The sequence below is a fragment of the uncultured Kocuria sp. genome, assembly GCF_947500125.1.
GTDB lineage: Bacteria > Actinomycetota > Actinomycetes > Actinomycetales > Micrococcaceae > Kocuria.
Map to the genome: position 1 here is coordinate 1 of NZ_CANMRA010000010.1, position 24,156 is coordinate 24,156.

The following is a 24,156-nucleotide window of genomic DNA, read 5'->3' on the forward strand; positions in this document are numbered from 1 at the left end:
GAACCCCGATCCCTTGACCGCCCTCACGGCCTGATCCCCGTACGAAGGATCGCTACACCACTCCCGGGGGCTTGACCTGGCCCCGCCAGAGTTGAACCGCGCACACCCTGCGAAACAGGACACGTCTCGGTTGCCTAGTGCTTCCGCCACGTCGCACTTAGGAGTCCCCTGTGGGCGCCCTGCGCCCTGGGGGGCCGCCCGGACCCCAGGCTGGGGACTGGCCGGGTAGTTTCCGGTGGACAGCAGGTACAAGAACAGCCGCACGCCATCCCGATGGGGAAATGCGTTATCCGGTTCTTCGGTAATCGCGTTTTATTGGTGCTGTTGACGCTTCAGATCGATGTAGTCGGACATGGGTGTGGCGGATCGGGCGGCGTGCTGGGCGATGACCCTGGGGCTGTAGCCGAGGAGATCGATCAGGGTTCGTGCGTCGACTTCTTGGGTCAGGTCTCGGAGGGTGGCGTTGCGGGCCCGTTGGGCGTCGATGCCGAGGACTTTGAGCCTGTGGGAGAGGGTGTTTGCGTGTAGGTGCTGGCCTGCTCGGACGCTGGGGAACAGCCAGGGCGGGTCGGTATTGGTGTGGCCGTAGCGTTTGGTGAGCTCGCGTGCCTCGATCATGACCGGGGCCTTCCGGGGCGATGCTGGGACAGGCGGATCCGATACGGCGGCTCGACGTGCTCGTCGTGGCGGGTCGGTGCGGCGGACGACGACGTAGCCGGGCTCGGGGCCGGTGTCGACGATGCGGTGGGCCTGTGCGCGCCTCCGATGACCTGACCTGCCGGTAGGGGCCTTGGCAGGCCCCTACGCGACGTCCCAGTGGTCGTTGGTGTCCCACCGCCAGGAGGTCCACACCGCGGCACCGAGGCAAAGGGCTCCGCACGGGACGGGGACTGCTCTTGGGTTCACGCTTGCTGCTGGATGCGAGCGGCTTCCCGGTCCGGGCCGGTCGCCATGGTCGCCGGCGACGCGGTGCGGGGCCAGGTCCAGGCGGAGCGCAGGATGAAGGCCAGGAGCAGCACCTCGATGGTGATGTGGAAGCCGTAGTAGAAGGCCCAGTCCCAGGACGTCCCGACCGCGTTGAACACCGTGACGGGGATGTAGAGCGATGCCACGACGAGGTTCGTGGCGCGGTTCACCCGGGCGGGCAGCGTCATGGAGAGCATCACCATCAGGGCCGGGATCCCGATGACCACGACGAAAAGGGTCATCAACGTCGGGGTGATGTCGAACTCGAAGATGCCGCCACCCCGGATCTGGTCGATGGCGCCGGGCTGGTAGAGGTGGAAGTAGTCGATGTAGATGTAGAAGAACATCAAGCTGGTCCAGGTTGCCGCGAGCTTGGCCTGCACCGGGGTCCGCAGGTTCTCCAGCGTGGTGGTGGATTGCCGTGTTCTCATCGTGGGCTCCGTTGTGGTGGTGAGGACCGGCAGGTCCTCGGGTTCCGTCGAACGTACGACTTACGGCTGTAAGGGGTAATCACCAGCGTAGACTTACAAATGTAAGTGCGCAAGGATGGGAAAATGACTCGACGCAAATCACTGAGCAGGGAGAGGATCATCGACGCCGCCGCCGCAGTCGCCGACCGCGCGGGTGTCGCCGCCGTGAGCATGCGCAGTGTCGCGAAGGAGCTCGGCGTCGAGGCGATGTCGCTCTACCATCACGTCCCCAGCAAGGAGGCGCTGCTCGACGACCTCGCCGACTGGGTCTTCGAGAGGATCGAACTGCCCCAGGTCGGCGCCACCTGGCGAGAGGCGCTGAGCGGCCGGGCACGATCGGCACGGTCGGTGCTCACCGCCCATCCGTGGGCGCTCGGGATGATGGAATCGCGCCCCAACCCCGGCCCAGCCCTGCTGCAGCACCACGACCGCCTCCTCGGCGTGCTGATGGCCGAGGGATTCAGCGCCGCGCTGGCAACACACGCGTTCTCCGCGATCGACGCCTACGTGTACGGGTTCGCGCTGACCTGGACGAGCCTGCCGTTCGAACCGGGGGACGGCGCCGAGGAAGCGTTCGCCGTCAAGGTCGCGGCGTCGGCGGAGCTGTATCCGCACATTGCCCGCTCGCGCGCAGAGCTGTTCGGCGATGGCGTTTACGCGTTCGCGGACGAGTTCGACTACGGGCTGGAGCTGCTGCTGGAGGGCCTGGAGCGACGGGTCGCCGACGAGAGCCCCGCGCTCGGCGAGCGTTAGCGCATGGTCGTGCGGACATGAGAGCGATCGTCCATGACCGCTACGGGTCGCCCGATGTGCTGCGGCTCGACGACATCGCCACGCCGACACCGGGGAGAGGCCAGGTGCTCGTGCGGGTGATCGCAACCTCGGTCAATCTGAGCGATTGGGAGGGGCTGCACGGGTCGCCCGCCTATGCCCGACTCGGCGGCCTGTTCAGTCCCGCCCGCCGCACACTCGGTTCGGACATCGCGGGAGTGGTCCAGGCAGTGGGCGCAGGGGTCACGCTGTTCCGGCGCGGTGACGATGTCTACGGCGACAACCTCACTCTTAAAGGCGGCTTCGCGGAGTACGCCGTGGCGCCCGAGCACGCTCTCGCGCTCAAGCCGACCGGACTGTCCTTCGCCGAGGCGTCGACACTGCCGCAGTCGGGGGCGATCGCGGTGCAAGCAGTTGCGCGCGCGAAACCCGGTGAGCGGATGCTGATCAACGGCGCCGGCGGAGGAACTGGGGCGTTCGCGCTCCAGCTCGCCGCTGCTTCCGGCATCCATGTCACCGGCGTGGACAACGCCGGCAAGCTCGACTTCATGCGATCCCTGGGGGCCGCCGAAGTCATCGACTATCGCGCCGACGACTTCACGCGCACCGGTCCGTACGACCTCATCATCGACCTCGTCGCCCGGCGGTCGGTGTTCGCGTATCGCCGTGCACTCGCCCCCGGTGGCACCTACCTGATCGTCGGCGGGACGACGCGCGCCCTGCTGCGAGTGGTGACGGTCGGCGCACTGATCGGCACGATGACGGGTCGGCGTTTGGGGGTTCTCGCTGTCAAGCCGGGTCCGGCGCATTTCACGCCTCTTGCCGACCGATGCATCGCGGGAGATGTCCACATCCACATCGACCGCGTGTTCCCACTCGAGCAGGTGCCCGAAGCGCTCACCTACGTCGGCGACGGCCACGCGCTCGGCAAAGTGGTGGTCGAGACGCGGGCAGGTGCCGACTGAAGACCGCACGAACCTACGAGAGGGTCCATCTCGACACCTCGAGGAGCAGGAAGGCCACGGCGACGAACAGCAGGACGATCACGACCGTCGCGGCCACGTACAGCCACAGATCCTGGACATGGAATCGCGCCCCAACGCCGGCCCGGCGCTGCTGCAGCACCACGACCGTCTCCTCGGCGCTGATGACCGAGGGCTTCAGCGCCGCGCTCGCGCGCCGAGCTGCTGAGCGATGGCGTCTACGCGTTCGCGGACGAGTTCGACGACGGGTTGGAGCTGCTGCTGGAGGGCCTGGAGCGTCGGGTCGCCGACGAGAGCCCGGCCCGGCAGAGAAGGTGATCGACTGCTTGGCCGACAGCGCTGCGGAATTGCTGCCGTGGGGACGGTGCCACCACAGGTCCCGCGGCGGCCGTGATCATGAGGTGCTCCGGTCGAAGGTCAGGTGGGTGACCCCGCTGGGCGCCGAGACGGCATCGATCTCGTAGTTCGTCTCCAGCGCCTCCAGTCCGTCCCACACCCGGACGCCGCGGCCCAGCACGATCGGCACCTGCACCACGTGCATGTGGTCGACCAGGCCTGCGGCGAGGAAGTCGCGCACGACGGTGGGGCCACCTCCGATGCGGACATCCTGGCCCTCGGCCGCCGCGCGGGCGGCGTGGAGTGCCTCGGCCGGTGCGGCGTCGAGGAAGTGGAAGGTGGTGCCACCCTCCATCTCGATCGAAGGTCGCGGGTGGTGGGTCAGCACGAAGGCCGGCGTGTGGAACGGGGGGTTCGGGCCCCACCACCCCTTCCAGTCGGCGTCGTCCTGCCAGCCTGGTGGGCCGAACTTGCCCGCGCCCATGATCTCGGCGCCGATGCCCGGTTCGTGCTGCTGGGCGAACGCATCGTCGACGCCTGCAGTGCCGCCCTGGCGTCCCAGGATCGGGGCACCGAAGCGGGTGGCCATCATCCACTCGTGCAGCCGTTGGCCGGCATGACCCATGGGCGCGTCGAGTGACTGGCCCTCGCCGGTCGCGAAACCGTCCAGCGATATGGAGAGGTTGTGAATGCGGGTCCGTGTCATCTGCTCGCTCCGTCTGCTCGGCTGTGGGTGCGTAGGGGACTGCTGACGCTTCGGTGGACTGCTGGGTTCACGAGGTGCGGTCGGGATACCCCTACTCGGGTCGGGGCAAGGTCGACTGGCCAGGAGCCGGCCGCTCCGGTTGTGCTGTCGACGAGTTTCCCGTGCCATCGAGCAACGGGACGGACTCCCTCGGCAGACAGGCGGCAATGCCCATGGTGGCCGACTCACGAGGAGCGGGCCGCTGGTTGCGAACGGGGCAGGGTTGCCCGGTCCTGGTGCTGGCGGCGTCGCGGTGACCTTCACCTGGCCAGCTTTGCGTGTCTTGGCCCCTGAAGACCAGGGTTGGGGATGGATTTTCCCGGCCCCCTGTGTGTCAGCCTGGTGGGCGTGATCCTGAGGCACGGGGTGCACCTTCGTCTGGCCCCTGGATCGACGGCAGTTGGCGAACTACCTGCAGAATGAGCAATGACAGTACTGGACCGGGTTGGACCCAGCATCGGGGGACCCGGTCGGTCACGCCTCGCTGCTCGTCGACCAGCAGCCCCAGGCCGCGCCCTCGGAGGACGGCATCTCGTCGAAGCCGTGCCAGGACTTCGTCTGCCGCGGCCGATCGCGCTCGACAGGATGGACCACGCGCGCACACGCCTCGAAGCCACGCGGAACCACCGCCAGGATGCTGCCCGGGGGCTCGGCTTCCATCGGGCGAAGCCACTCGCCCCGCTCGATGGCAGGTACCCATGCGAATCGTTCTGACCTGGACCTAGTCTCCTGGTGCGGCCCGGCCCGGCCTTCCGGCCCGTTCTTCCGGAGCCTCCGGAGCCTCCGGAGCGTCCGGACGCCGCACTTCGCCGCCCGTGTCCTGCAGGCGGATCAGCCCCGTGGCACCGTCGATGGTGACCACCTGGCCCTCGGTCAGCCGGGTGGTGGCGTCGGGCACGCAGATGACGGCCGGGATGCCGTACTCGCGGGCCACGGTCGGGCCGTGAGCGATGGTGGAGCCGGTCTCCGTGATGAGTCCGCCGAGGGTCAGGAACAGCGGGGTCCAGCCCGGGTCGGTGGTCGGGGCGACGAGGATGTCGCCGGGCTGCAGCCTCGCCTCGGACGGGTGGTGGACGATCCGCACCGGCCCGGTCGCTGTCCCCGTGGCCGCGGGCTGGCCGACCAGCACGTCCGGCCCGTACTCGGCCGCGGTGCCGTCGGGCAGGGCCAGGGGGTTCGTGCCGTCGGACAGCAGCAGGCCCGGGACCTGCCGCCGCCGGGCCTCGCGGCGGTGCACCCTGCGCCGGCCGGTCACCACCGTGCGCAGGTCCGCGCCGTGCGAGGCGTCGAGGGCCTCGTCCAGGGTCAGGAACATGATGTCCTCCGGCTGCTCCAGCAGCCCGAGCCCGGTGAGTTCGGCCCCCGCGGTGAGCAGCTGCCGGCGCACCTCGGCCAGCGGGGTCAGCCAGAGGAACTTGGGCAGCTCGCGCAGGCCGGCCAGCTCCCGGCTGCGGCGCAGCAGGAAGCCGGCCAGGCGGCCCCGCAGCGGCCGGGTGCGTCTCGCACGGTCGACGACGTCCGCCAGAGCGGCCTCGGCCTCGACGGCGGCGCGGGCGAACCGAGCCGGCGGGGCTTGGTCCGGATCGGTCACCTGCAGGTACCCGGCCAAGGCGGCGAACACAGGGGTGGGGTCGTCGGCCCACCGGGGGGAGCCGACGTCGATCTCGGCGCTGCCGCGGATCCCGTACTCCGCCAGGAAGGCCGTCAGGCCGAACTCGGGCAGCTCGCCGCGCGAGAAGCGCGCGGCGAGCTCGTCCGGGGTAGCGCTGACCAGCAGCTCGCGGTGCGGACGGGCCGCTTCAGCCACGGACCAGAGCTTCAGGTCCATCTGGGTGGTGACGTTGTGGGGCATCCCGCGCAGCGTCGCGTTCAGCTCGCCGGGCTGCAGGACGCCGTCCAGCAGCCAGCCGGCCACCCCCTGAGCGATGAGCGCCGCCCACAGCGGTGGCAGGGAGCGCATCATCGGTCCGGTCATCGTCGCGTCCTGCAGACCGGCGGCGGAGCGGATCCGGCTCGCCGTGTCCGCCGGTTCGGTCCGGGGCTGCCGGCGGACCTGCTCGAGTTCGTGGAACGCCCGCTCGCGGGCGGCCGCGGGCCGTGCCAGGGCCCGCAGCGCGCCGAGCAGCGAGGCGGGCACGGTGGCCAGGAGCAGCCGCGCGGTCGCACCGGCGGAGAACGCGCGCTGACCGGGGCGAGCGGGACGGGGCGCGTAGCGGGGGTCGTCCAGGACGCGCCGCACGCCCCGCGCCACGGCCGGACCGTAGACCTGCACCATGGCGGGGACACGGGAGTGCAGACGCGGGCTGCGGACGAACCCCGTGAGGTCCGTGAACAGCCGGCCGCCGATGTCCACGAGGAACGGATCGACCACGGCGTCGTCGACGCCGATGATCTGCATCCAGCGGCGGGTCGTCTCCCGCAGCACGGACACGCCCATGGGGGTGACCGGGCGCCGCAGGCCCTGCATGTGGCCGACCTCCATGTAGACACGCGGGTCGCCCTCCACCGGGTCGGTCCCGGGCGGGAGCGGGAAGAGCGTGGTGATGGCCCGGGACTGCAGCAGCCAGAGCGTGCCCTCGGCGTCGTAGGCGAACTCGATGTCCTGCGGGCCGCCGAGGGCGCGCTGCACCCGCTGCCCGGCCTGCTGGAGCTCGCGGAGCTGGTCGGGGGAGAGGCAGCCGTGATCCTGGGGCCCGGGGAGCGGGCCGGGCCCGGGCAGGACGTAGTGGTCGGTGTCCATGGTGCCGTCCACGACTCCGGTGCCCATCCCCGGTACCGCGTCGATGACGGTCTCGGTGCGCGTGCCGGTCAGGGGGTTGGCCGTGAACATCACCCCGGCGGCCGCCGGGGTGATCATGCGCTGCACGACGACGGCCATCGCCAGGTCGCCGGTCTCCAGCTCCTGCCCGGCCCGGTAGGCGACGGCGCGCTCGCTGTGCACGGAGTCCCAGCACTGCCGGATGGCCGCGAGCAGTGCGCCCTCGCCCTCGACGCCGAGGACGGTGTCCTGCTGGCCGGCGAAGCTGGCGTCCGGCAGGTCCTCGGCCGTGGCGCTGGAGCGGACGGCGACGGGGCCACCGCCGAGGTGCTCGTAGGCCCTCAGGACGGCCCGTTCGGGGACGGTGCCCGAGCGGTAGGCCTCGGTGGTGAGGCAGAACCCGTCCGGCACCCGCTCGCCGGCGGAGATGAGGGCCCCGAGGCCGACGGCCTTGCCCCCGACGAGCTCGTGCGCCTGCGGGGTGATGTGGGCCAGCTCGATCAGGTCCATGGGATGCCTCTCTGGTGCCCCGGCGCTGCCGGGCGGTGAGGAATGGACGACGCCATGGGGCGCCCGATGCCCCGTTCGTAGCCGATGATCCAGTCCGACCGTCGGCAGGTCAACCTCTCCGTGCCCCGCGGCACCAGCGTCTCTGCCCGGCGGCGCCGGTGGTGGACGAGGCCGGGTTCCGCCGGCGTGCTCAGGCCCTCCACACGGATCGTTCCGGTCGGTCGCGGGTCGGGCGTGACGGCCCGTCAGCTGAGCTGCTCGGCCAGCGCGACGATGATGCCCTCGGGCCCGCGGACGTAGCAGAGCCGGTAGTCGTCCTGGTACTGCGCCACCTCCCCGACGAGCTCCGCGCCGTGGGCTCGCAGGGCGGCGACAGCGGCGTCGACGTCGTCGACGGCGAACATGATGCTGCGCAGCCCCAGCGTGTTCCCCGGTGCGTTCTCCGGCACGGGGCTGACCGCTCTCGGGGCGTGGAACTTCGTCAGCTCGAGCCGGCCGTGGCCGTCCGGGGTGCGCAGCATCGCGACGTCGACCCGGACGCCGCCGAGCCCCACGACACGGTCCACCCAGTGCCCCTCGATCGGCGCCCGGCCCTCGAGCTCCATGCCGAGGTCGACGAAGAACGCCACGGCAGCCTCGAGGTCGTCGACGACGACGCCCACGTGGTCCATCCGCTGAATCGTCATGGTGGTTCTCCTTCGTCATGGCGTGGCCTGTCCTGGCCACTGGTGCACCCGGGACGGAGCCGGCGCCTCGTTCTCGACATCCGGACACTGACTGGGGTCTGTCTGTGGGACTGCCTCTCGCGGTCGCCACACCGTAGCCGATCGGGTGCACGACGTAGGGGACCGACCACCGCACGTCCGGGGTTCCCCCGTCGCGCGGCGGAGTCCGCTCAGATCCAGGAGGCGAGCACGGGCACGGTGGTCACCAGTCCCAGCACCACGAACACCGCCCCGGAGGTGAGCTCGATCCTGCGGGTCACGGTGGGCCGGTTGAGCCAGGTGCGGGCGGTGTGGGCGGCCAGGGCCACGATGAGCAGGTAGATCCCGATGGTCGCCGCCACCGTCCCGCCCATGACCACCACGACGAACAGCGTCCCGGCCCCGGGCGGGGTGAACTGGGGCAGCAGTGCCAGGAAGAACAGCCCGGTCTTCGGGTTGGTCAGGCAGCACGCCAGCCCCGCGGCGAAGGCGGACCGTCCCGTCGCGGGCGACGGCTCCGGGCGGGCCGGGACGGCTGCGACGGTCGAGTCGGCGGCCGGAGCGGCGCCGACGGTGGCCGGGACCGCGGTGGCCGGGGCGGGGACGTGGGCGGTGAGCGCCCGGTAGCCCAGGTAGAACAAGTAGGCGCCCCCGAGCAGGCGCAGGGTCTGGAAGGCGGCCGGGGAGCTGTCCAGGAAGGCGGCCACGCCCACCGCGACCAGCCCGGCCCAGACGAGGACCCCCAGTGCGGCCCCGGCGGCGGCCAGCATCCCGGCTCGCCGCCGGCGCAGGGCGCAGCCCAGGGTCAGGACGGTGTCCGGTCCCGGGGTGACGGCGAGGACCACGGCCACTCCCAGCAGGGCCAGATAGCTCGAGGTGTCCACGGGACGCTCCTTGTCGGTCGATGATCCGTGACCTCTACCGTGACACCCCCCAACCCTTCAGCACCAGCAATGATTTCCGCATCATTGACAGGTGAAAGCGTACAATTGGGGCATGCTCGATCCGCACCGGCTCACCATCCTGCGCGCCGTCATCGCCGCCGGCTCGGTCCACGCCGCCGCCCGGAACCTGCACCTGGCCCCGGCCACCGTCAGTCAGCACCTGCGGGCCCTGGCCCGGCAGACCGGACTGGTGCTGTTCGAGAAGAGCGGGCGGGGCATCGAGGCCACACCCGCCGCCCGGCACCTGTGCGAGGCCAGCGCGGACACCCTCACCAGCCTGGAACGCCTCGAGCGCACCGTGGAGGACCTGCGGCAGGGCCGGGCCGAGCAGATCGCCATCGCCTGCTTCGCGTCCCTGGCCCAGGCCTGGATGCCCGAGGTGGTGACCGCCCTGCGGGCCGGGTCCCCGGACGTGGTGGTGGAGATCAGCATCAACGAACTGCACCCCACCGGAGGCCGCCGGGCCCCGGACGTCGACGTGCGCAACGAATCCCTCGACGGGCCACTCGTCCACCTGGAGGGATACCAGCGCCACGTCCTGCACGAGGAGGACTTCTGCGTGGTGCTGCCGCTCGGCCACCCCCTGGCCGAACATCCCACGGTGACCATGGCCCAGCTGCGCGACGAGCCCTGGATCGACCACGACATCCACGACGGTCCCACCGGGCGCATCATCACCCGCGCCTGTCACGCCGCCGGCTTCACCCCGCACTACGTCGCCCGCCTCGACGACCACCACGCAGCCACCAGTCTCGCCGCGGCCGGGCTGGGCATCACGGTGCTGCCCCGGATCGCGCTCACCGGGCTGCCCGGCAGCCTCACGACGAGGCCGCTGGTCGATCCGGCCGTCCACCGGCGCATCGTCGCCCACTCCCGCACCCACCCCACCCGGTCGCGGCTGATCCACACGAGCCTGACGGCGCTGCGCGAAGCCGCTCGACGAAGCCGGCCGACACCACCGGACGAGCACTGACTCCGCCACCGCCCCGACAGACTCCGTGATCTTCTCGGGCCACCGGACCTGCCCGCGGGCGATGCTGATTCCCTGCTCCGCGGCCGGATCCGCGGCCGGATCCGCGGCACGGCGACATGGGCCGGCTGGTGCGCCTCCGGCTCCTATCCGGCGGGCCGGGGTCCGTGGACCTCGTAGCGGACCTGGACCATGCCGTTGTCGAAGCGGCGCTCCCGGACGAGACGCAGCTCCAGGGATAGTCCGTCGGGGAAGACCGCGGTGCCGCCTCCCACGGTGACCGGGCACAGCAGGAGCTCGACCACGTCGACCAGCCCCAGCAGCAGGGCGCTGCCGGCCAGGGTCGGGCCCTCGATCGTGAGGTCGCCGGACGCCTCGGACTTGGCACGCTCGACGGCCTCGACGGTGAACTCCCGCTCGAGTCGGGTGCGCTCGGTCCAGGTCCGGCCGAGGGAGGAGGAGAAGACGACCTTCTCGGCGCGCTTCCAGGTCTCGGCGAAGCGTGCCGACTCCGGGGACCATGTCGCGGCGGTCGGATCGGTCTCCCAGACGGCCATGGTCTCGTACATGCGCCGCCCGTAGAGGTAGGTGCTGACCGATGCCAGGTCCGTGGTCAGGGCGGCGACGACGGCTTCGTCGGGCACGGCCCAGGAGAAGCTGCCCCGCTCGTCCGAGTTGTAGCCGTCCAACGAGGAGGCGACGGAGTAGATCACTTTCCCCATGCCGCCACTCAACCCCCCGGGGCTGCCCGGGCACAAGAGGGGCAGTGGATCCGAGGTCCTGAGTGCGTCCGGCGGTGGGTCGTCAGCGGTGCCCGTCCCGGTCCTCGCCGCGGCGGGCCGCCTCCGCCGTCGCGGCAGCACGCACTCGCGTGTCGGTGGCATTGTCGGCGACATAGCGACGGTCGTCGGCGGTCATGTGGTCATTGCTGAGCGCGGCCACCGCGACGTCCACGTCACTGTGGTGCAAGGCGATGTCGAGCAGGTCCGCCGCACCCGTCACCTCCTTCACCCGGTCGGCCGTCCAGGACCGGACCCGTCGTTGATGGTCGGCTTCCCGTTGAGCCACCTGCCGCATCAACTCGTCCGTGGTGATCACCGAGGTGATGGGATGGGAGTCGTCGTGCTTCGTCACCGTTGTCCTCCTGGGGGGTGCATCTGTGGTCCTTCCATTCATAGCCCACGACACCGGTCCCTGTAATCAGTGGCCGACCTCGGAGGGCAAGAAGGAACCCCGCCGATCCGTGGGGTCCCGCGGGGATTCTCCGTCCGGGTGTCTCGTCGCGCTGTCCTCGTCGGGCGAGTCGCTGCAGAACGCCAAGGAGTCGACGCGATGACGAAGTACCTGATCTCGTTCCCGAGTGCCGCCATGGTCCTTCCCGAGGGGGATCTGCAGGCAGTCTCGGATGCCTCGCACGCGGTGGTGCAGGACGCGAAGGACGCCGGCGTGTGGGTGTTCGGTGGCGGCATCGACGAGAGCATTCCGCCGGTGATGGTCGATGGCGACGGAACCGTGACAGCGGGTACCTACCCGCAGACGACGCAGCTGGAAGGCGGCTACTCGGTGCTGGAGCTGCCCTCCCGCGAGGCGGCACTGGAATGGGCCGCGAAGTTCGCGGTCGCCTGCCGATGCGCGCAGGAGGTGCGCGCGTTCCACTTCGACCCCGCCAGCTGACGGGGTCGGACCCGCTGGCGAACCGCGGCCCGCTCCGGCCGGCCGGCGCAGCCCTGGCCCTGTCCGGGTGGGCCCCATCCGCGAGTGACCTCTCCGAGCGCGAGCAGACGGCGGCCGACGTCCTCCCCGAGGACGTCGCCGTGGCAGGCGACGGCTGGGACACCAGCACGTCCCGGTTGCCGGCCACCCACGACGGCCAGGAGTTCGACGTCACCGGCACCTGATGGCCCGGAACCGGCCAACAGGCCCGGTGCTGCGTTGCGGCCTGTCGTCATGCCGCAGGGCGGATCACCGGGTGATGCCGTCGGTGGCCAGGGCTTCGAGGAGGCGCCGGCCGAAGGCCGGAGCGGCGCTCTCCGAGTAGACCCGGCTGAGGTGGTCGTCGTCCCAGTACACGTAGACGTTGCCGATGACGGGCGGGCACTGTCCGCCGGGGCAGATCAGGTCGGTGAAGTCCACGGTCGAGTAGAGCGGCAGCTCTCGGGCGAGCGGCAGCGCGGGGTCGGGCGTGTCCACCACAGGGTGTGTGAAGGTGCACCGGGGGTCGTCCGCGCCGTTCGCGACCGCGCACTGGGCCGGTGCCTCCGGGAAGCGCGGGGTGTCGCGGATCCCGACGACGGGGATCCCTCGGGCGGTGAGCTCGCGCACGCGCTGCTCCAGCCCGGGCCGGAGGAACTCGCCCTCCAGATCGGTGAAGGTCGACTGGATCACGACGAGATCGGGGTCGGTGGTGCCGATCATCTGCTCGGCGCCCTCGAACCAGGCCCGGCAGCTCTCGGAGCCGGGCTGGTCCTCGGCGGAGGCGTAGAAGCAGCCCGGCTGGATCCAGGTCAGCACCCGCCACTGCTCGGCCTCCGCGAGGGGCCGCAGGGCGGGCAGCCAGTGCTGCAGGTGGCTGTTGCCGACCACGAGCACCGTCCGCTCGGGGGCCTCCTGCGCGACGCTCTCGTGGCAGAAGCGGCGGTGGTCCTCCGGCAGGTCGAGGTCTTCGGGGCAGGGCTCACCGAGGGAGGCCGGCTGTTTCGGCAGGTCCTCGGGCAGGGGCAGGGTCGGGGCGTCCGGGTCGCCGCGGAACTCGAATCCGGGCTCCAGGGCGGCGGCCCCGGGGTTGTTCCGGGCGGCATCGGCCTGGATCTGGGCGGCACGCCGGTCCTCGACCTGCTGCCAGGCGAGCACGGGGGCGGCGACCAGGGCGAGGCAGACCAGCACGACCCCGGCGAGACGTCGCTTGTTGCGCTCGGGCCACGCCCAGGACTTCAACGGGTCCTCGACCAGCCGGGTGACCAGCACCGCGAGCACCAGGGAGACGACGATGATCAGCACCCCGGAGCGAGGGCCGGCCATGGGCCGGTCCCGCAGCACGAGATACGTGATCAGCAGCGGCCAGTGCACGAGGTACAGCGCGTAGGCCGAGTCCCCCAGCCGCACCAGGGGACGCGAGGCGAGGATCCGGTCCAGTCCGAACGGTGATCCCGAGCGGCCGGCCACGATGATCGCCGCCGCCGAGAGCAGCGGCCACAGCGCGATCCACCCGGGGAACGCCCCCTGCACGTCGACGAGCACCCCGACCGAGACCATGCTCAGCAGCCCCAGCCAGCCCAGGGCCACCCGGGCGGCCCGCGGCAGATCCAGGTACGGCAGGGCGAGGGCGAGCAGCGATCCGAGGGCGAACTCCCACAGCCGGGTGCGGGTGTCGAAGTAGGCGAACTCCTGCTGCGTGGCCGTGGAGTGCACGGACCACGCCAGGGAGGCCAGGAACACCGTGCCGAACATCGCGACCAGGACGGGGACGGGCCGGCGGGTCCCCCGCCGCGTGAGCAGCCAGGCGGCGGCGAAGATCAGCGGCCACAGCAGGAACACCTGCCCCTGCACCGACAGGGACCAGAAGTGCTGGAACGGGGAGGCCGTCGAGTGGTCGGCGGCGTAGTAGTCCACCGCGCCGAAGGCCAGTGCCCAGTTCTCCGCGTAGAGCACCGAGGCCAGCGCCTCGGTCCGCCACCGGTCGACGTCGGAGCCCGGGTAGACGGCGGCCACCATGACGAGGGTGCCCAGGATGGTGAGCACCGCCAGGGGCAGCAGCCGCTTGAACACGTGCAGCCAGTACCGCCCCAGGGCCAGCGGCCGTCCTCCCTCGAGCTTGCGCACGAAGGACAGGGTGAGGAAGAACGCCGAGATCAGCAGGAAGACGTCCACGCCCCCGGAGACCCGGCCGAGGAACACGTGGTAGACCACCACCAGCAGCACCGCCACGAACCGCAGGCCCTGCACCTCCGGGCGGAACCCCGCGTACCGGGCCACCCGCCGGGCCGTGGCCGGCTCCACACCGGGGGTGTCCAGCGCGGACGCGTTGACGGACTGACCGATCGTGGCCGGCATGCGGGACCTCCTGAAAGGCCGCCCGAGCAGGGAGAACACAGGGGAACACGAGGGGGTGGGGCGGCGATCCCGACACTCTACTCTCTGGGCCGTCGCCCCTGCGGCGGGCTCGGTCACCGGCGAGCAGCTTCTCGTCCGGTGGCTGGGGTCGCAGCCGGCCCGCCGACCCGGATCGGCGGGCCCGGCTGAGCGGACCCTGCACCACGCGTGTTCCCACCGGGGCACGCGCTCGGGCCGGGGTCCACAATGGAGTCACCCGTTTCCCCATCTGCATTGATCCCCCTGTTCCATCGATCGGCGAGTCCGGTCGGGAAAGGCCGACGTGTACGCCCCCCGCCCCCCTCGGTCCCACCTGTCCTCCCGCGCCACCATCAGCAGCGCACTCCGTGTCGTGGCCGTGTGCGGCGCGCTCTTCGCCTCGATGCGCGTCACCCGACCCCACGACCTGACCGGGGCGCTGCTGCTCCTCGGTGTCTTCCTCGTCCTCGGCAGCCTCGTGGTCCTGGTGCGCCGTGCCGGTCCCCGCGACCCTCTCCTGCGCCAGGGGCCTGGCTGCGTTCTGCAGAACCCGGCGGGGAACCTCGTCTGTGCCCTGCCCGACGGTCACCACGGTCCGCACCTGGACCGCCGCACCCGGCAGCCCTTCCAGGACACGCTGACCGGATCGGTCGACGGCGCCACCTTCTACCGCGATGAGAGCGGCCGCCGAGAAGTCATCCACGACGCGTTCTAGGGGTCTCCAGGGCCGTCCCGACAGGCCATGAGCCCTGGCGGCTCCTGCCGCGCCACCGTGGAGGCGAGGCGGCCGCGCGGCTGCCGGGTGCCGGCCCCGAGGACCGCACGCATCGACGGACGCCGGTTCGCCGGAGTCACCAACTCGACCGAGGGGGAGGTCGGCTCCACCACGATCTTCACCGATCACCAGGGGGACGGGACGGTCTGGGCGGACCATGCCGGCGGAGCGGTCCGCAAGGGTTTCCTCGTGGGCACGCGTACCGGGGACACCCTGGAGTTCCGCTGCTCCCACCTCAACGTGACGGGCGAGACCGCCAGTGGGAAGTGCACCTCGACGATCGAGGTGCTCGCCGACGGCCGCCTCCGGTTCCACGAGGCCTGGGCCTGGAAGTCCCGGCGGCACGGGCCGGGTGCTGCGACAGCGGCTCACGCGCTCGCCGGCTCCGCCCGGCCGCGGACCAGGTTCCCCTGCCCGGGGCCGCGACCTGCTCCTCAGCCAGGATCTCCGCGCAGCACGTCCACGTGCACGTGGTCGAGGTGGCGCAGGATCTCGTTGCCGGGCTCGGGCGCGTCGTAGTCCCGCCACTGCCCGCGTGAGCTGTGGGCGCTCCAGAACCGGTCGTCGAAGATGACGTACTGGACGTCCAGGTCCTCGGCGTGCGCGACCAGCCAGTGGGCCAGCAGCCAGCCCTCGCGCCGGTTCTCCTCGGTCACCGGACGGAAGAAGACGTCGACGGCGCGGCCGTCGTAGTGCGTCGACTCCGCGCCGTGTCCCTGGCCGACGCCGCCCGGGGCGAACCCGCCCAGGCTCTGGTCACCGAACACCTCGGTCATCGACCGGCGGAGCCGCTCGGCGCGCGGTGTCAGACCGGTGCCGGTCAGCTGCTGCTCCGGCAGGTCGGCGGCGGCCGAGCCCCGGCAGGCCAGGCTCGCACCGGCGTCCCCGGGCGGCCCGTCGGCCAGCCGCTGCAGCACCGCCTCGTCGATGCCGGAGGTGTCCGGGGCCTCCATCCCGCGGGCGGAGAGCGCCACCGCCGTCGTCGCCAGCTTCGCCTCGTCACGGTCGAGCCCGACCTCCCCCTCCGACGTCTCGACCGTGCACTCCGCGCCCCAGCGCCACCAGCCGTCCCCGGTGCGCAGGCCGCCGAGAACACCGGGCCCGAGGAGCACCAGCGCCGCCGCGAGCATCCCGAGCAGGAGAAGAAGGCCCACGAGCGCTCGGCCGGCGCGGTGCCGGCGCCGAGGCGTCTCCTCGCCGGTCATCGCGAGCCCGGACGCGCAGGCAGCACCGTGACCCCGTGGGCGCGGGGAACGGCGGGCGCACGGGTCGGGGCTGATCCGACGACGCCGATCACGGCGATCCTGCCGACGATGACACACCTGCCTCTGCTCGCTGCGTGACGGTTCCGGCTCCAGCAGAGCAGGCGGACCTGGCGAGAACCTCCACGAAGCGACAAGGAAAACTGCCCGCGGCGGGAGGGGTGCTGCTGGTGCACGAGCTGGGGCCCCGGACACCAGGACGGTCCCCGCGCGACCGCCGACATCCGCACCACTGGTCCCCGTGCCGGCAACGGCCCGCGCCCCGGTTCACCGATCTTCCGCCACCCGGCTCGCCTCAGCGCGGCCGGCTGCGATCTGGTCGGCCCAGCGCACCCGGAACGGCCGCCGGTCCCGGTCCGTCTCGCCCTGCGAGTGACCGGTGGCGCCGGCGGCCCCGGCCTCCACCCCGGCGGTCTGCTGTTGGGTACTGCGGGCGGCGTGGCGCCGGGCGGCGGCGACGGCCTCGGCCCGGCGCTGCTCGACCTCAGCCATCTGACGCCGGCCGGGAGAGCGCATCGGGGTTCCGTCCTGGTGGGTCCAGGCGCGCAGACGGGCCGCGAACCAGGCCCCGGGATTCTCGATCCCGGTCACCGCGTCGTGGGCATAGCGAACACCCTCTGGGGTCCAGTCCAGGGCGTGCAGGACGTTGGCGATGCTCCACTCGGCCTCGAAGTGGGCCTCGGCCACGGCCACGACGTAGGCGGTGGTGATCCCGCGCAGCACCAGCGCGTGGTGCTGGAGCTCCCACCCGGCCAGACGGTAGACCCGCCGCCAGTCCTGACGGGTCGCCCCCGCCGTCGTCGGGCGCACCGCCGCATGAGCCGGCCACAGCGGAGCGGTCCGCCGGCCCAGGGCGGCCTGGACCTCCCGCCGCTGCGCGGCGGCTCCGGCGGAAGGCCGCGGGGCCGGCGGGGGACGCTCCCCGCGTGCGGGCGGGGGAGGGGCTGCCTCCTCCCGGGGGACCGGGCCGGTATCCGTCTCCACAGGCGTTGACTCCTCTGCTGGCTCCTCGGGGGCACGCCCCACGGCACGGCCCCGGCATCGGCAGGCACTGCCGCACCGGGCCGGCGGGCGGCCTCGATGACCGTGGGAAGATCCTCCAGATGGACCCACAGGTCCACCGCGTGGCCGGTGGCGGGCGATGGCGTGCCGCCGCGCGGCGCCGCCGTGGCGCCACCGCGCCGGCTGTCCCTCGACGGTCTCAGGCGTACCCGGCTGGGCGCTCCGGGCCCAGCGCATCCCCGACAGCGCCTCCTCCACGGCGCCCGGGACCAGGATCCAGGACCGGGCACGGACGGCATCCTCCCACACCTGACCCGTGTCCCGCGGGGCTCCGCAGCACCGCCGCTCCGATCACCGCCGCGGCCCGTGACGGCGCCGGCCCACGAGCCAGCCGGCGCAGAAAGCCCACAGGACGAGACCGGCCACCACGCCCGCCCACCCCGCGGTGGCCTCCGGGGTCACCAGAGCCATGGCAGGGAACGTCTCACCGCTCAACGGGGCGTCCGCGAACCACCCGAACGTCGCCTCCGCCGGGTTGAGCAGCACCAGCAGCGCTCCGCTCAGCACCAGCACCCCGCCCAGGGAGGCCAGGACCACCCACCACCGGGGCGGTCGACGATGCGGAACGGACGGAGGAGGGGTGGGGCCGGCGGCGTTCATCCCCCGACCCTACGGGTGCAGCACCGCACCTCCTACAGCACGCGGCCGCGACGGTGAGGTCTCCGTCGTCGTCGCCCGTTCCCCGTGCGACCTGCGGAGGAGTCGCTCAGGGCGCCCCGGGGCGCACGCGGGTGCCCGCCGCGGCCGGGGCGCAGACCATAGGATGGAGCGCATGTCCAGACCCCACGTGCGCCTGCTCGGCCAAGGCATCCGGTACCTGACCACACTGCGCGGCGGAGGCTCCGCCTTCCCCGGCCTCGTGATGGAGCGGCTGCACCCCGGGTTCGTGGCCGAGGAGCTCGCGAAGCTCCCGCACGGCGTGGTGCTCATCAGCGGCACCAACGGCAAGACGACCACCACCAAGATGGCCGTCCAGCTGCTGCGCTCGCAGGGGTACAAGGTCTTCACCAACCGCACGGGCTCCAACTTCGTGCGCGGCGTGGCCGCCGCCCTGCTCGGGGAGATGAGCCTCACCGGCCGCCTCGACGCGGACATCGCCGTGCTCGAGCTCGACGAGGCCCACGCCGTGCACTTCGTGAAGCAGGTCAAGCCCCGCCACGCGCTGCTGCTCAACGTCATGCGCGACCAGCTCGACCGCTTCGGCGAGATCGACACCACCCGCCGGATGCTGGCCCAGATCGCCGCGGCCACCACGGGCACCGTGGTGCTCAACCGGGAGGACCCCCGGATCGTGTCCCTCGCGGAGCACGTCCCGGAGGGCACGCAGACCCGCTGGTTCGGCCTCTCCGCGCCCCTGCGGCCCATGTTCCCGTCCGACGACGACATGCGCTCGGCCGGCGGGCCCGACGCCGAGTCCGACCACGAGCAGGAGCCGGCGCCCCGGCCGGCCGCCGACGTGGAGCTGACGTCCTTCGAGGCGAACCGGGTCCGGCTCACGGTGGGCGGGGAGGCCGTCGAGACCACCGTGGCACTCTACGGCGTCTACAACATGTACAACGCGGCGGCCGCCCTGGCGCTGGCGCTCGCCGTGGCCGGGCCCGACGCCGACCGGGCCGCGCTGGTGGACGAGCTCTCCCGGGTCACCCCCGCCTTCGGGCGCGGGGAGACCATCACCGTGGACGGCCGGCCGCTGCAGCTGCTGCTCGTGAAGAACCCCGCCGGGTTCCGCCTCTCGCTGGCGTCGGCGCGGCCGGGCGACTACGCCACGATGATCGCCATCAACGACGAGTACGCCGACGGCCGCGACGTCTCCTGGCTGTGGGACGTCGACTTCCACTCCCTGCGCTCGGGCGGTGTGGACGTGGTGGCCGGCACCCGGGCGTGGGACATGGCCCTGCGCCTGGACTACGACGAGGTCGCCGTGCGCGAGGTGGTCCCGGGTCTCGGCGACGCCCTCCGGCGCTTCCTCGCCGGGGCCGGGGAGCGGCCCATGCGCGTCTTCTGCACCTACACGTCCATGCTCGAGCTGCGCCGGGAGCTCTCCCGCGTGGCCGAGGTCGCCGAGATCTGAGCGGAGCCCCCATGACCGACCGCACCGTCCACCTCGTCCAGCTCTATCCCCGGGACATGAACATCTACGGGGACTGGGGCAACACCCTCACCCTCAAGCGCCGGCTCGAGAGGTACGGCTACGCCGTGCGGCTGAGCGACCACGACCCCGGAGACCCCTTTCCGTCCGACGCCGACCTCCTGGTGGGCGGCGGCGGCCAGGACTCCGGGCAGTTCCGCGTCCAGGAGGACCTGCAGCGGATCGCCCCCGAGCTGCGGGCCATGGCGGCCGACGGCTTGCCCATGCTCGCGATCTGCGGCCTCTACCAGCTCTTCGGCCACGAGTTCCGCACCGGCGCCGGCGAGACCCTGCCCGGCATCGGCATCCTCGACCTCACCACCGTGGGCGGGCCGACGCGCCTGATCGGCAACATCGTGCTGGAGTCCCCGGAGTTCGGGACCGTCGTCGGCTACGAGAACCACTCCGGGGTCACCCGCCTGGGCCCCGGCCAGGCGCCGCTGGGGAAGGTGCTCAAGGGGGCGGGGAACAACGGCGAGGACGGCACCGAGGGCGCGCGCGTGCACCACGTGGTGGGCTCCTACCTGCACGGCTCGATGCTGCCCAAGAACCCCGCCGTGGCCGACCACCTCATCCGCGCCGCCGTGGAACGCCGGCTCGGGGTCTTCGACGCCGCACCGCTGGACGACACCCTGGCCGAGCGGGCCCGGGAGGTCGCGCAGGCCCGGCCGCGCTAGACCCCCCGGGCCGGGGGCCGGCGCACCCGGTAGAATGGGGCAGGACTTCTCCGGCCCGTCCCGGCCACCGCCGGGGCGGGCCGTGCCGGGACGACGACCGACGCGTCCCGGCCGACCGCGAACGACTTCCCGAGGAGGGACGCATGTCAGGACACTCCAAGTGGGCCACGACCAAGCACAAGAAGGCCGCGATCGACGCCAAGCGCGCGAAGGCCTTCGCCAAGTACATCAAGGGCATCGAGGTGGCGGCGCGCATGGGCGGGCCCGACACCGCCGGCAACCCGGCGCTGGACCTCGCCGTGTCCAAGGCGAAGAAGAACTCGGTGCCGGTGGCGAACATCGACCGCGCCATCAAGCGCGGCGCGGGCCTGACCGGTGAGGTCGTCGACTACACCGAGATCCTCTACGAGGCCCGCGGCCCCCAGGGCACGGCGCTGTACATCGAGTGCCTCACCGACAACAAGAACCGCGCGGCCTCCGAGGTGCGCGTGGCCGTGACCCGCAACGGCGGGACCATGGCCGACTCCGGCTCCGTGGCGTTCCTCTTCGAGCGCAAGGGCGTCGTGGAGGTCACCCGCACCGACGGGCTGACCGAGGACGACGTCCTGATGGCCGTGCTGGACGCCGGCGCCGACGAGGTCGTGGAGCAGGAGGACGTCTTCGAGGTCGTCTCGGAGGCCACGGACCTCCCCGCGATCCGCACGGCCCTCGACGAGGCCGGGCTCGAGTACAACAACGACGACCCGCAGTTCCGCCCGAGCATGCTCGTGGAGCTGGACGCCGAGGGCGCCCGGAAGTTCCTGCGCCTCGTCGACGCCGTCGAGGAGCTCGACGACGTGCAGAACGTCTACTCCAACGCGGACATCCCCGCCGGGGTCCTGGCCGAGCTCGACTCCGAGGACTGACCACGGCCACGCAGCGGATCCTCGGGGTCGACCCCGGACTGACGCGGTGCGGGTTCGGCCTGATCGACATGGCCGGCAACCGCACCGCGTCCTTCGTGGACGTCGGCGTGGCCGGCACGGACGCCGCCGACCCGCTCGACGTGCGCGTGCTGCGGATCTGGGAGGCCACCGAGCGGTGGATCGAGCGGTACCGTCCCGACGCCCTCGCCCTGGAGCGCGTGTTCGCCCAGACCAACGTGAACACGGTCATCGGCACGGCCCACGCCTCCGGCGCCGTCATCGCCTCGGCCGCCCGCCACAGCGTGCCGGTCGCCTGGCACACCCCGTCCGAGGTCAAGGCCGCGGTGACGGGGGAGGGACGCGCCGACAAGGCGTCCGTCGCCCGCATGGTGGTGCGCATCCTCCGGCTCGACGAGGCGCCCCGTCCCGCCGACGCCGCCGACGCCCTGGCCATCGCCATCTGCCACGGCTGGCGCGGGGGCGGCACGGGCGTGGACGCGACGGCACGGACCGAGACGCACCAGGGCGCCCGCCCGCTGGCCGCCGCCCGCAGCGGCATGACCCCCGCCCAGCGGGCCTGGGCCGAGGCGGAGCACCGCGCCAAACGGGGACGGCGCGGCTGAGTCGGTGCCCACTGCTACAGTGGTCGTCATTCGTAGATCTGTTCGATCGACCGTGCACGGCCCCCGCCGGGGCACGGGAAGGAGTTGCGCGGTGATCGCGTCCATCACGGGACAGGTCGAGCACGTCGGCCTCAGCACCGCCGTCGTGGCGGTGGGCGGGTTCGGCGTCCAGGTCCAGGCGACGCCGGAGACCCTGTCCGGCCTGCGGATCGGCGGAGAGGTCCGGCTCGACACGGCGTACGTGGCGCGCAAGGACGAGTCCCCGCTGCTGTTCGGCTTCCGCAGCCCCGCCGAGCGCGAGGTCTTCGAGATCATGCTCGGCGTCAGCGGCGTGGGCCCCCGCACCGCGCTGGCGGTGCTCTCCGTGCTCGGCCCGGACGCCGTCCACCGCGCCATCGCGCAGGGGGACGCCAAGGCGTTCACCACCGTCCCCGGCATCGGGCCCAAGGGCGCCCGCCGGATCGTGCTGGAGCTCGCCGACAAGCTCATCGTCCCGGATCGTCCCGCCCAGCCGGCCGCCGCCGCCCCGATGGAGCCGTGGCGGGAGCAGGTGCTCGAGGCCCTCGTGGGCCTGGGCTGGAACGAGAAGGACGCCGCACGGGGCATCGCCGACGCCCTCTCCGACCGGGAGGAGCTCGCCGCCTCCGGTGACGTCCCGGCGATCCTGCGCACCGTGCTCGGGTGGCTCGGCGCGGCCAAGGCCGGGCCCCGGGTCCCGGCGGAGCGAGGGGCCTGAGCGTCATGGCCCACGAGGACGGCGCCGCCGTGAACTCCCGGGACCGGCTGGTCTCGGCGGAGGACGAGCCCGACGAGAAGCAGCTCGAGTCGGCCCTGCGCCCTGCGAACCTCGACGAGTTCGTCGGGCAGAAGCGGGTCCGTCAGCAGCTCTCCCTGGTCCTCGAGGCCTCCCGGCTGCGGGGCCGCTCCGCGGACCACGTCCTGCTCTCGGGTCCGCCCGGGCTCGGCAAGACGACCCTGGCCATGATCATCGCCGAGGAGATGGGCGCGCCCCTGCGGATCTCCTCCGGTCCGGCCATCCAGCACGCCGGGGACCTCGCCGCGATCCTCTCCTCCCTGACCGAGGGGGAGGTGCTCTTCCTCGACGAGATCCACCGCATGTCCCGGCCCGCCGAGGAGATGCTCTACATGGCCATGGAGGACTTCCGGGTGGACATCGTGGTCGGCAAGGGCGCCGGCGCCACGTCCATCCCGCTGGACCTGCCGCCCTTCACCCTCGTGGGCGCCACCACCCGGGCAGGTCTGCTGCCCGGCCCGCTGCGCGACCGCTTCGGCTTCACCGGCCACCTCGAGTTCTACTCCGTGGAGGAGCTCGAGCTCGTGCTGCGCCGCTCCGCCGGGCTGATGGATCTCGCGATGACCGCCGAGGGCTTCGCCGAGGTCGCCTCCCGGTCCCGGGGCACCCCGCGCATCGCCAACCGGCTGCTGCGCCGGGTGCGGGACTGGGCCCTGGTGCACGGCATCGACCGGATCGACTCCCGCACGTCCTCCGCCGCCCTGGACATGTACGAGGTCGACACCCGCGGCCTCGACCGTCTGGACCGATCGGTGCTCGAGGCGCTCGTGACGAAGTTCGGCGGCGGGCCGGTGGGCCTGTCCACCCTCGCGATCGCCGTGGGCGAGGAGACCGAGACGGTCGAGACCGTCGCCGAGCCCTACCTGGTCCGCGAGGGCCTGCTCGGCCGGACGCCCCGGGGCCGGATCGCGATGGCGGCGGCCTGGGACCACCTGGGCCTGCGCCCGCCGGAGCACGCCGCGTTCAAGGATCCCGGGCTGCGGGCGGCCTTCGGGGGGACCGCGGCGGCCCCGGCCGCGGCCGAGGACGTTCCGCCGCTGTTCGAGGACTGAGCGCGGCCGCAGACCCGGGGGCTGCCTCCCGGGCGCCGTCCAGGACGCTGACGGGCTGGATCACCTACCATGGTGAGAACACCCACCACCGATCGAACGGAAGTCCGTGAGCCCGCTCCTCGTCGCCCAGTCCCTCGCCGCCCAGGCCCCCCAGTCCACGGGAGGCAGCACCGCCTGGCTGCTGCCCCTGATGCTCGTGGCCATGGTGCTCCTGCTCTGGTTGCCCATGCGCCGGCAGAAGAAGGCCATGGCCCAGGTCAAGGAGAAGCAGGCGGCCATGGGCCCCGGCACGGAGGTCATGACGAACTACGGCCTCTACGGCACGGTGCGCTCGATCGACCGGGACGCCAACAAGGTCGTCCTCGAGATCGCCCCCGGCACCGCGGTGACCGTGCACCTGCAGACCGTCACCACGGTCGTCGAGGACGAGACGGTGCCCGCCGCCGCGCCCGAGACCGAGGCGGAGCCGTCGGTGATCGAGCCCGACGCCCCCGGCGCGGGGTCGACCCAGGTCGATCCCCTCGACGACGACGTCCGGCGCGATCCCGGGCAGCGCAACGACTGACCCCCCACACGGGACGACGGGCCGACCACTGGTCGGCCCGTTCCCATGCACAGGCCCGGCACCACCGG

The 24,156-nt window shown here is 72.2% G+C and carries 26 protein-coding genes; 13 read left to right on the plus strand and 13 right to left on the minus strand.

Annotated features, from left to right (window positions below; all coding sequences use genetic code 11):
* Positions 1-312 precede the first annotated feature (312 nt).
* Both Q0817_RS08410 and Q0817_RS08415 read right to left on the minus strand, forming a co-directional pair.
* Entirely contained in the window at positions 313-618 is a 306-nt protein-coding gene (locus Q0817_RS08410) for a hypothetical protein (RefSeq protein ID WP_298585717.1), read from the minus strand.
* Positions 619-902: 284 nt separating this feature from the next.
* The gene (locus tag Q0817_RS08415; protein ID WP_298585718.1) at positions 903-1,397 is read right to left on the minus strand and encodes a DUF6326 family protein; all 495 of its coding nucleotides are present in this window, start codon (positions 1,395-1,397) and stop codon (positions 903-905) included.
* Between the two features lie 123 nt (positions 1,398-1,520).
* Between Q0817_RS08415 and Q0817_RS08420 the strand changes: the two genes are divergently transcribed.
* A complete protein-coding gene (locus tag Q0817_RS08420) occupies positions 1,521-2,189 on the plus strand; it encodes a TetR/AcrR family transcriptional regulator (RefSeq protein WP_298585719.1) in 669 nt (222 codons plus the stop codon).
* A gap of 17 nt (positions 2,190-2,206) precedes the next feature.
* Positions 2,207-3,172 (plus strand): NAD(P)-dependent alcohol dehydrogenase, encoded by a 966-nt coding sequence (locus tag Q0817_RS08425; protein WP_298585720.1) that lies wholly within the window; start codon positions 2,207-2,209, stop codon positions 3,170-3,172.
* Positions 3,173-3,185: 13 nt separating this feature from the next.
* On the opposite strand, the gene Q0817_RS08430 is transcribed toward Q0817_RS08425, so the two are convergent.
* From Q0817_RS08430 to Q0817_RS08450, 5 genes are all read right to left on the minus strand, one after another.
* The gene (locus Q0817_RS08430; protein ID WP_298585721.1) at positions 3,186-3,335 is read right to left on the minus strand and encodes a hypothetical protein; all 150 of its coding nucleotides are present in this window, start codon (positions 3,333-3,335) and stop codon (positions 3,186-3,188) included.
* Between the two features lie 249 nt (positions 3,336-3,584).
* The gene (locus tag Q0817_RS08435; RefSeq protein ID WP_298585722.1) at positions 3,585-4,232 is read right to left on the minus strand and encodes a dihydrofolate reductase family protein; all 648 of its coding nucleotides are present in this window, start codon (positions 4,230-4,232) and stop codon (positions 3,585-3,587) included.
* A 760-nt stretch (positions 4,233-4,992) separates the two neighbouring features.
* On the minus strand, positions 4,993-7,539 hold the full coding sequence (locus Q0817_RS08440; protein ID WP_298585723.1) for a PEP/pyruvate-binding domain-containing protein: 2,547 nt from the start codon (positions 7,537-7,539) through the stop codon (positions 4,993-4,995).
* Between the two features lie 245 nt (positions 7,540-7,784).
* Positions 7,785-8,225, minus strand: coding sequence for a VOC family protein (locus Q0817_RS08445; RefSeq protein ID WP_298585724.1), 441 nt, complete (start codon positions 8,223-8,225; stop codon positions 7,785-7,787).
* Positions 8,226-8,434: 209 nt separating this feature from the next.
* Entirely contained in the window at positions 8,435-9,127 is a 693-nt protein-coding gene (locus tag Q0817_RS08450; RefSeq protein WP_298585725.1) for a LysE family translocator, read from the minus strand.
* A 112-nt stretch (positions 9,128-9,239) separates the two neighbouring features.
* Here Q0817_RS08450 and Q0817_RS08455 point away from each other — a divergent pair, with 112 nt between their 5' ends.
* Positions 9,240-10,160 carry a LysR family transcriptional regulator gene (locus Q0817_RS08455; protein WP_298585726.1) on the plus strand — a complete coding sequence of 307 codons (921 nt, stop codon included), beginning with the start codon at positions 9,240-9,242 and terminating at the stop codon, positions 10,158-10,160.
* 143 nt (positions 10,161-10,303) lie between these two features.
* Here the strand turns inward: Q0817_RS08455 and Q0817_RS08460 are convergent, their stop codons facing one another.
* Positions 10,304-10,879 carry a dihydrofolate reductase family protein gene (locus Q0817_RS08460; RefSeq protein WP_298585727.1) on the minus strand — a complete coding sequence of 192 codons (576 nt, stop codon included), beginning with the start codon at positions 10,877-10,879 and terminating at the stop codon, positions 10,304-10,306.
* Between the two features lie 82 nt (positions 10,880-10,961).
* Positions 10,962-11,291: a hypothetical protein gene (locus Q0817_RS08465; protein ID WP_298585728.1), complete on the minus strand. Its 330-nt coding sequence runs from the start codon at positions 11,289-11,291 to the stop codon at positions 10,962-10,964.
* 198 nt (positions 11,292-11,489) lie between these two features.
* On the opposite strand from Q0817_RS08465, the gene Q0817_RS08470 reads away from it, so the two are divergent.
* Together Q0817_RS08470 and Q0817_RS08475 are read left to right on the plus strand one after the other, a co-directional pair.
* Positions 11,490-11,831, plus strand: a complete 342-nt coding sequence (locus Q0817_RS08470) for a YciI family protein (protein ID WP_298585729.1) — start codon at positions 11,490-11,492, stop codon at positions 11,829-11,831.
* The gene (locus Q0817_RS08475; protein ID WP_298585730.1) at positions 11,786-12,055 is read left to right on the plus strand and encodes a hypothetical protein; all 270 of its coding nucleotides are present in this window, start codon (positions 11,786-11,788) and stop codon (positions 12,053-12,055) included. Before Q0817_RS08470 ends, Q0817_RS08475 begins: the two co-directional genes overlap by 46 nt.
* 64 nt (positions 12,056-12,119) lie before the next feature.
* Here Q0817_RS08475 and Q0817_RS08480 read toward each other — a convergent pair whose 3' ends face one another.
* Complete coding sequence (locus tag Q0817_RS08480; protein ID WP_298585731.1) at positions 12,120-14,207, minus strand: acyltransferase family protein; 2,088 nt, start codon at positions 14,205-14,207, stop codon at positions 12,120-12,122.
* A gap of 322 nt (positions 14,208-14,529) precedes the next feature.
* On the opposite strand from Q0817_RS08480, the gene Q0817_RS08485 reads away from it, so the two are divergent.
* Positions 14,530-14,940 carry a hypothetical protein gene (locus tag Q0817_RS08485; RefSeq protein WP_298585732.1) on the plus strand — a complete coding sequence of 137 codons (411 nt, stop codon included), beginning with the start codon at positions 14,530-14,532 and terminating at the stop codon, positions 14,938-14,940.
* A 494-nt stretch (positions 14,941-15,434) separates the two neighbouring features.
* Here the strand turns inward: Q0817_RS08485 and Q0817_RS08490 are convergent, their stop codons facing one another.
* The 3 genes from Q0817_RS08490 to Q0817_RS08500 form a co-directional block, all read right to left on the minus strand.
* A complete protein-coding gene (locus Q0817_RS08490; RefSeq protein WP_298585733.1) occupies positions 15,435-16,205 on the minus strand; it encodes a hypothetical protein in 771 nt (256 codons plus the stop codon).
* A gap of 324 nt (positions 16,206-16,529) precedes the next feature.
* On the minus strand, positions 16,530-17,072 hold the full coding sequence (locus tag Q0817_RS08495; protein WP_298585734.1) for a hypothetical protein: 543 nt from the start codon (positions 17,070-17,072) through the stop codon (positions 16,530-16,532).
* A gap of 543 nt (positions 17,073-17,615) precedes the next feature.
* Positions 17,616-17,924 carry a hypothetical protein gene (locus Q0817_RS08500; protein WP_298585735.1) on the minus strand — a complete coding sequence of 103 codons (309 nt, stop codon included), beginning with the start codon at positions 17,922-17,924 and terminating at the stop codon, positions 17,616-17,618.
* Between the two features lie 163 nt (positions 17,925-18,087).
* On the opposite strand from Q0817_RS08500, the gene Q0817_RS08505 reads away from it, so the two are divergent.
* The 7 genes from Q0817_RS08505 to yajC all read left to right on the plus strand — a co-directional run bounded on the left by Q0817_RS08505 (position 18,088) and on the right by yajC (position 24,088).
* Positions 18,088-19,395, plus strand: coding sequence for a Mur ligase family protein (locus Q0817_RS08505; RefSeq protein ID WP_298585736.1), 1,308 nt, complete (start codon positions 18,088-18,090; stop codon positions 19,393-19,395).
* 11 nt (positions 19,396-19,406) lie between these two features.
* Positions 19,407-20,129 carry a type 1 glutamine amidotransferase gene (locus Q0817_RS08510; protein WP_298585737.1) on the plus strand — a complete coding sequence of 241 codons (723 nt, stop codon included), beginning with the start codon at positions 19,407-19,409 and terminating at the stop codon, positions 20,127-20,129.
* A 143-nt stretch (positions 20,130-20,272) separates the two neighbouring features.
* Positions 20,273-21,034 carry a YebC/PmpR family DNA-binding transcriptional regulator gene (locus Q0817_RS08515; RefSeq protein ID WP_298585738.1) on the plus strand — a complete coding sequence of 254 codons (762 nt, stop codon included), beginning with the start codon at positions 20,273-20,275 and terminating at the stop codon, positions 21,032-21,034.
* Entirely contained in the window at positions 21,031-21,657 is a 627-nt protein-coding gene (gene ruvC / locus Q0817_RS08520) for a crossover junction endodeoxyribonuclease RuvC (protein ID WP_298585993.1), read from the plus strand. Before Q0817_RS08515 ends, ruvC begins: the two co-directional genes overlap by 4 nt.
* A 91-nt stretch (positions 21,658-21,748) precedes the next feature.
* Positions 21,749-22,393 (plus strand): Holliday junction branch migration protein RuvA, encoded by a 645-nt coding sequence (ruvA, locus tag Q0817_RS08525; RefSeq protein ID WP_298585739.1) that lies wholly within the window; start codon positions 21,749-21,751, stop codon positions 22,391-22,393.
* A 5-nt stretch (positions 22,394-22,398) separates the two neighbouring features.
* Positions 22,399-23,523, plus strand: coding sequence for a Holliday junction branch migration DNA helicase RuvB (ruvB, locus tag Q0817_RS08530; protein ID WP_298585740.1), 1,125 nt, complete (start codon positions 22,399-22,401; stop codon positions 23,521-23,523).
* A 106-nt stretch (positions 23,524-23,629) separates the two neighbouring features.
* Positions 23,630-24,088, plus strand: a complete 459-nt coding sequence (gene yajC / locus Q0817_RS08535) for a preprotein translocase subunit YajC (protein ID WP_298585741.1) — start codon at positions 23,630-23,632, stop codon at positions 24,086-24,088.
* The last annotated feature ends 68 nt before the right edge of the window (positions 24,089-24,156 follow it).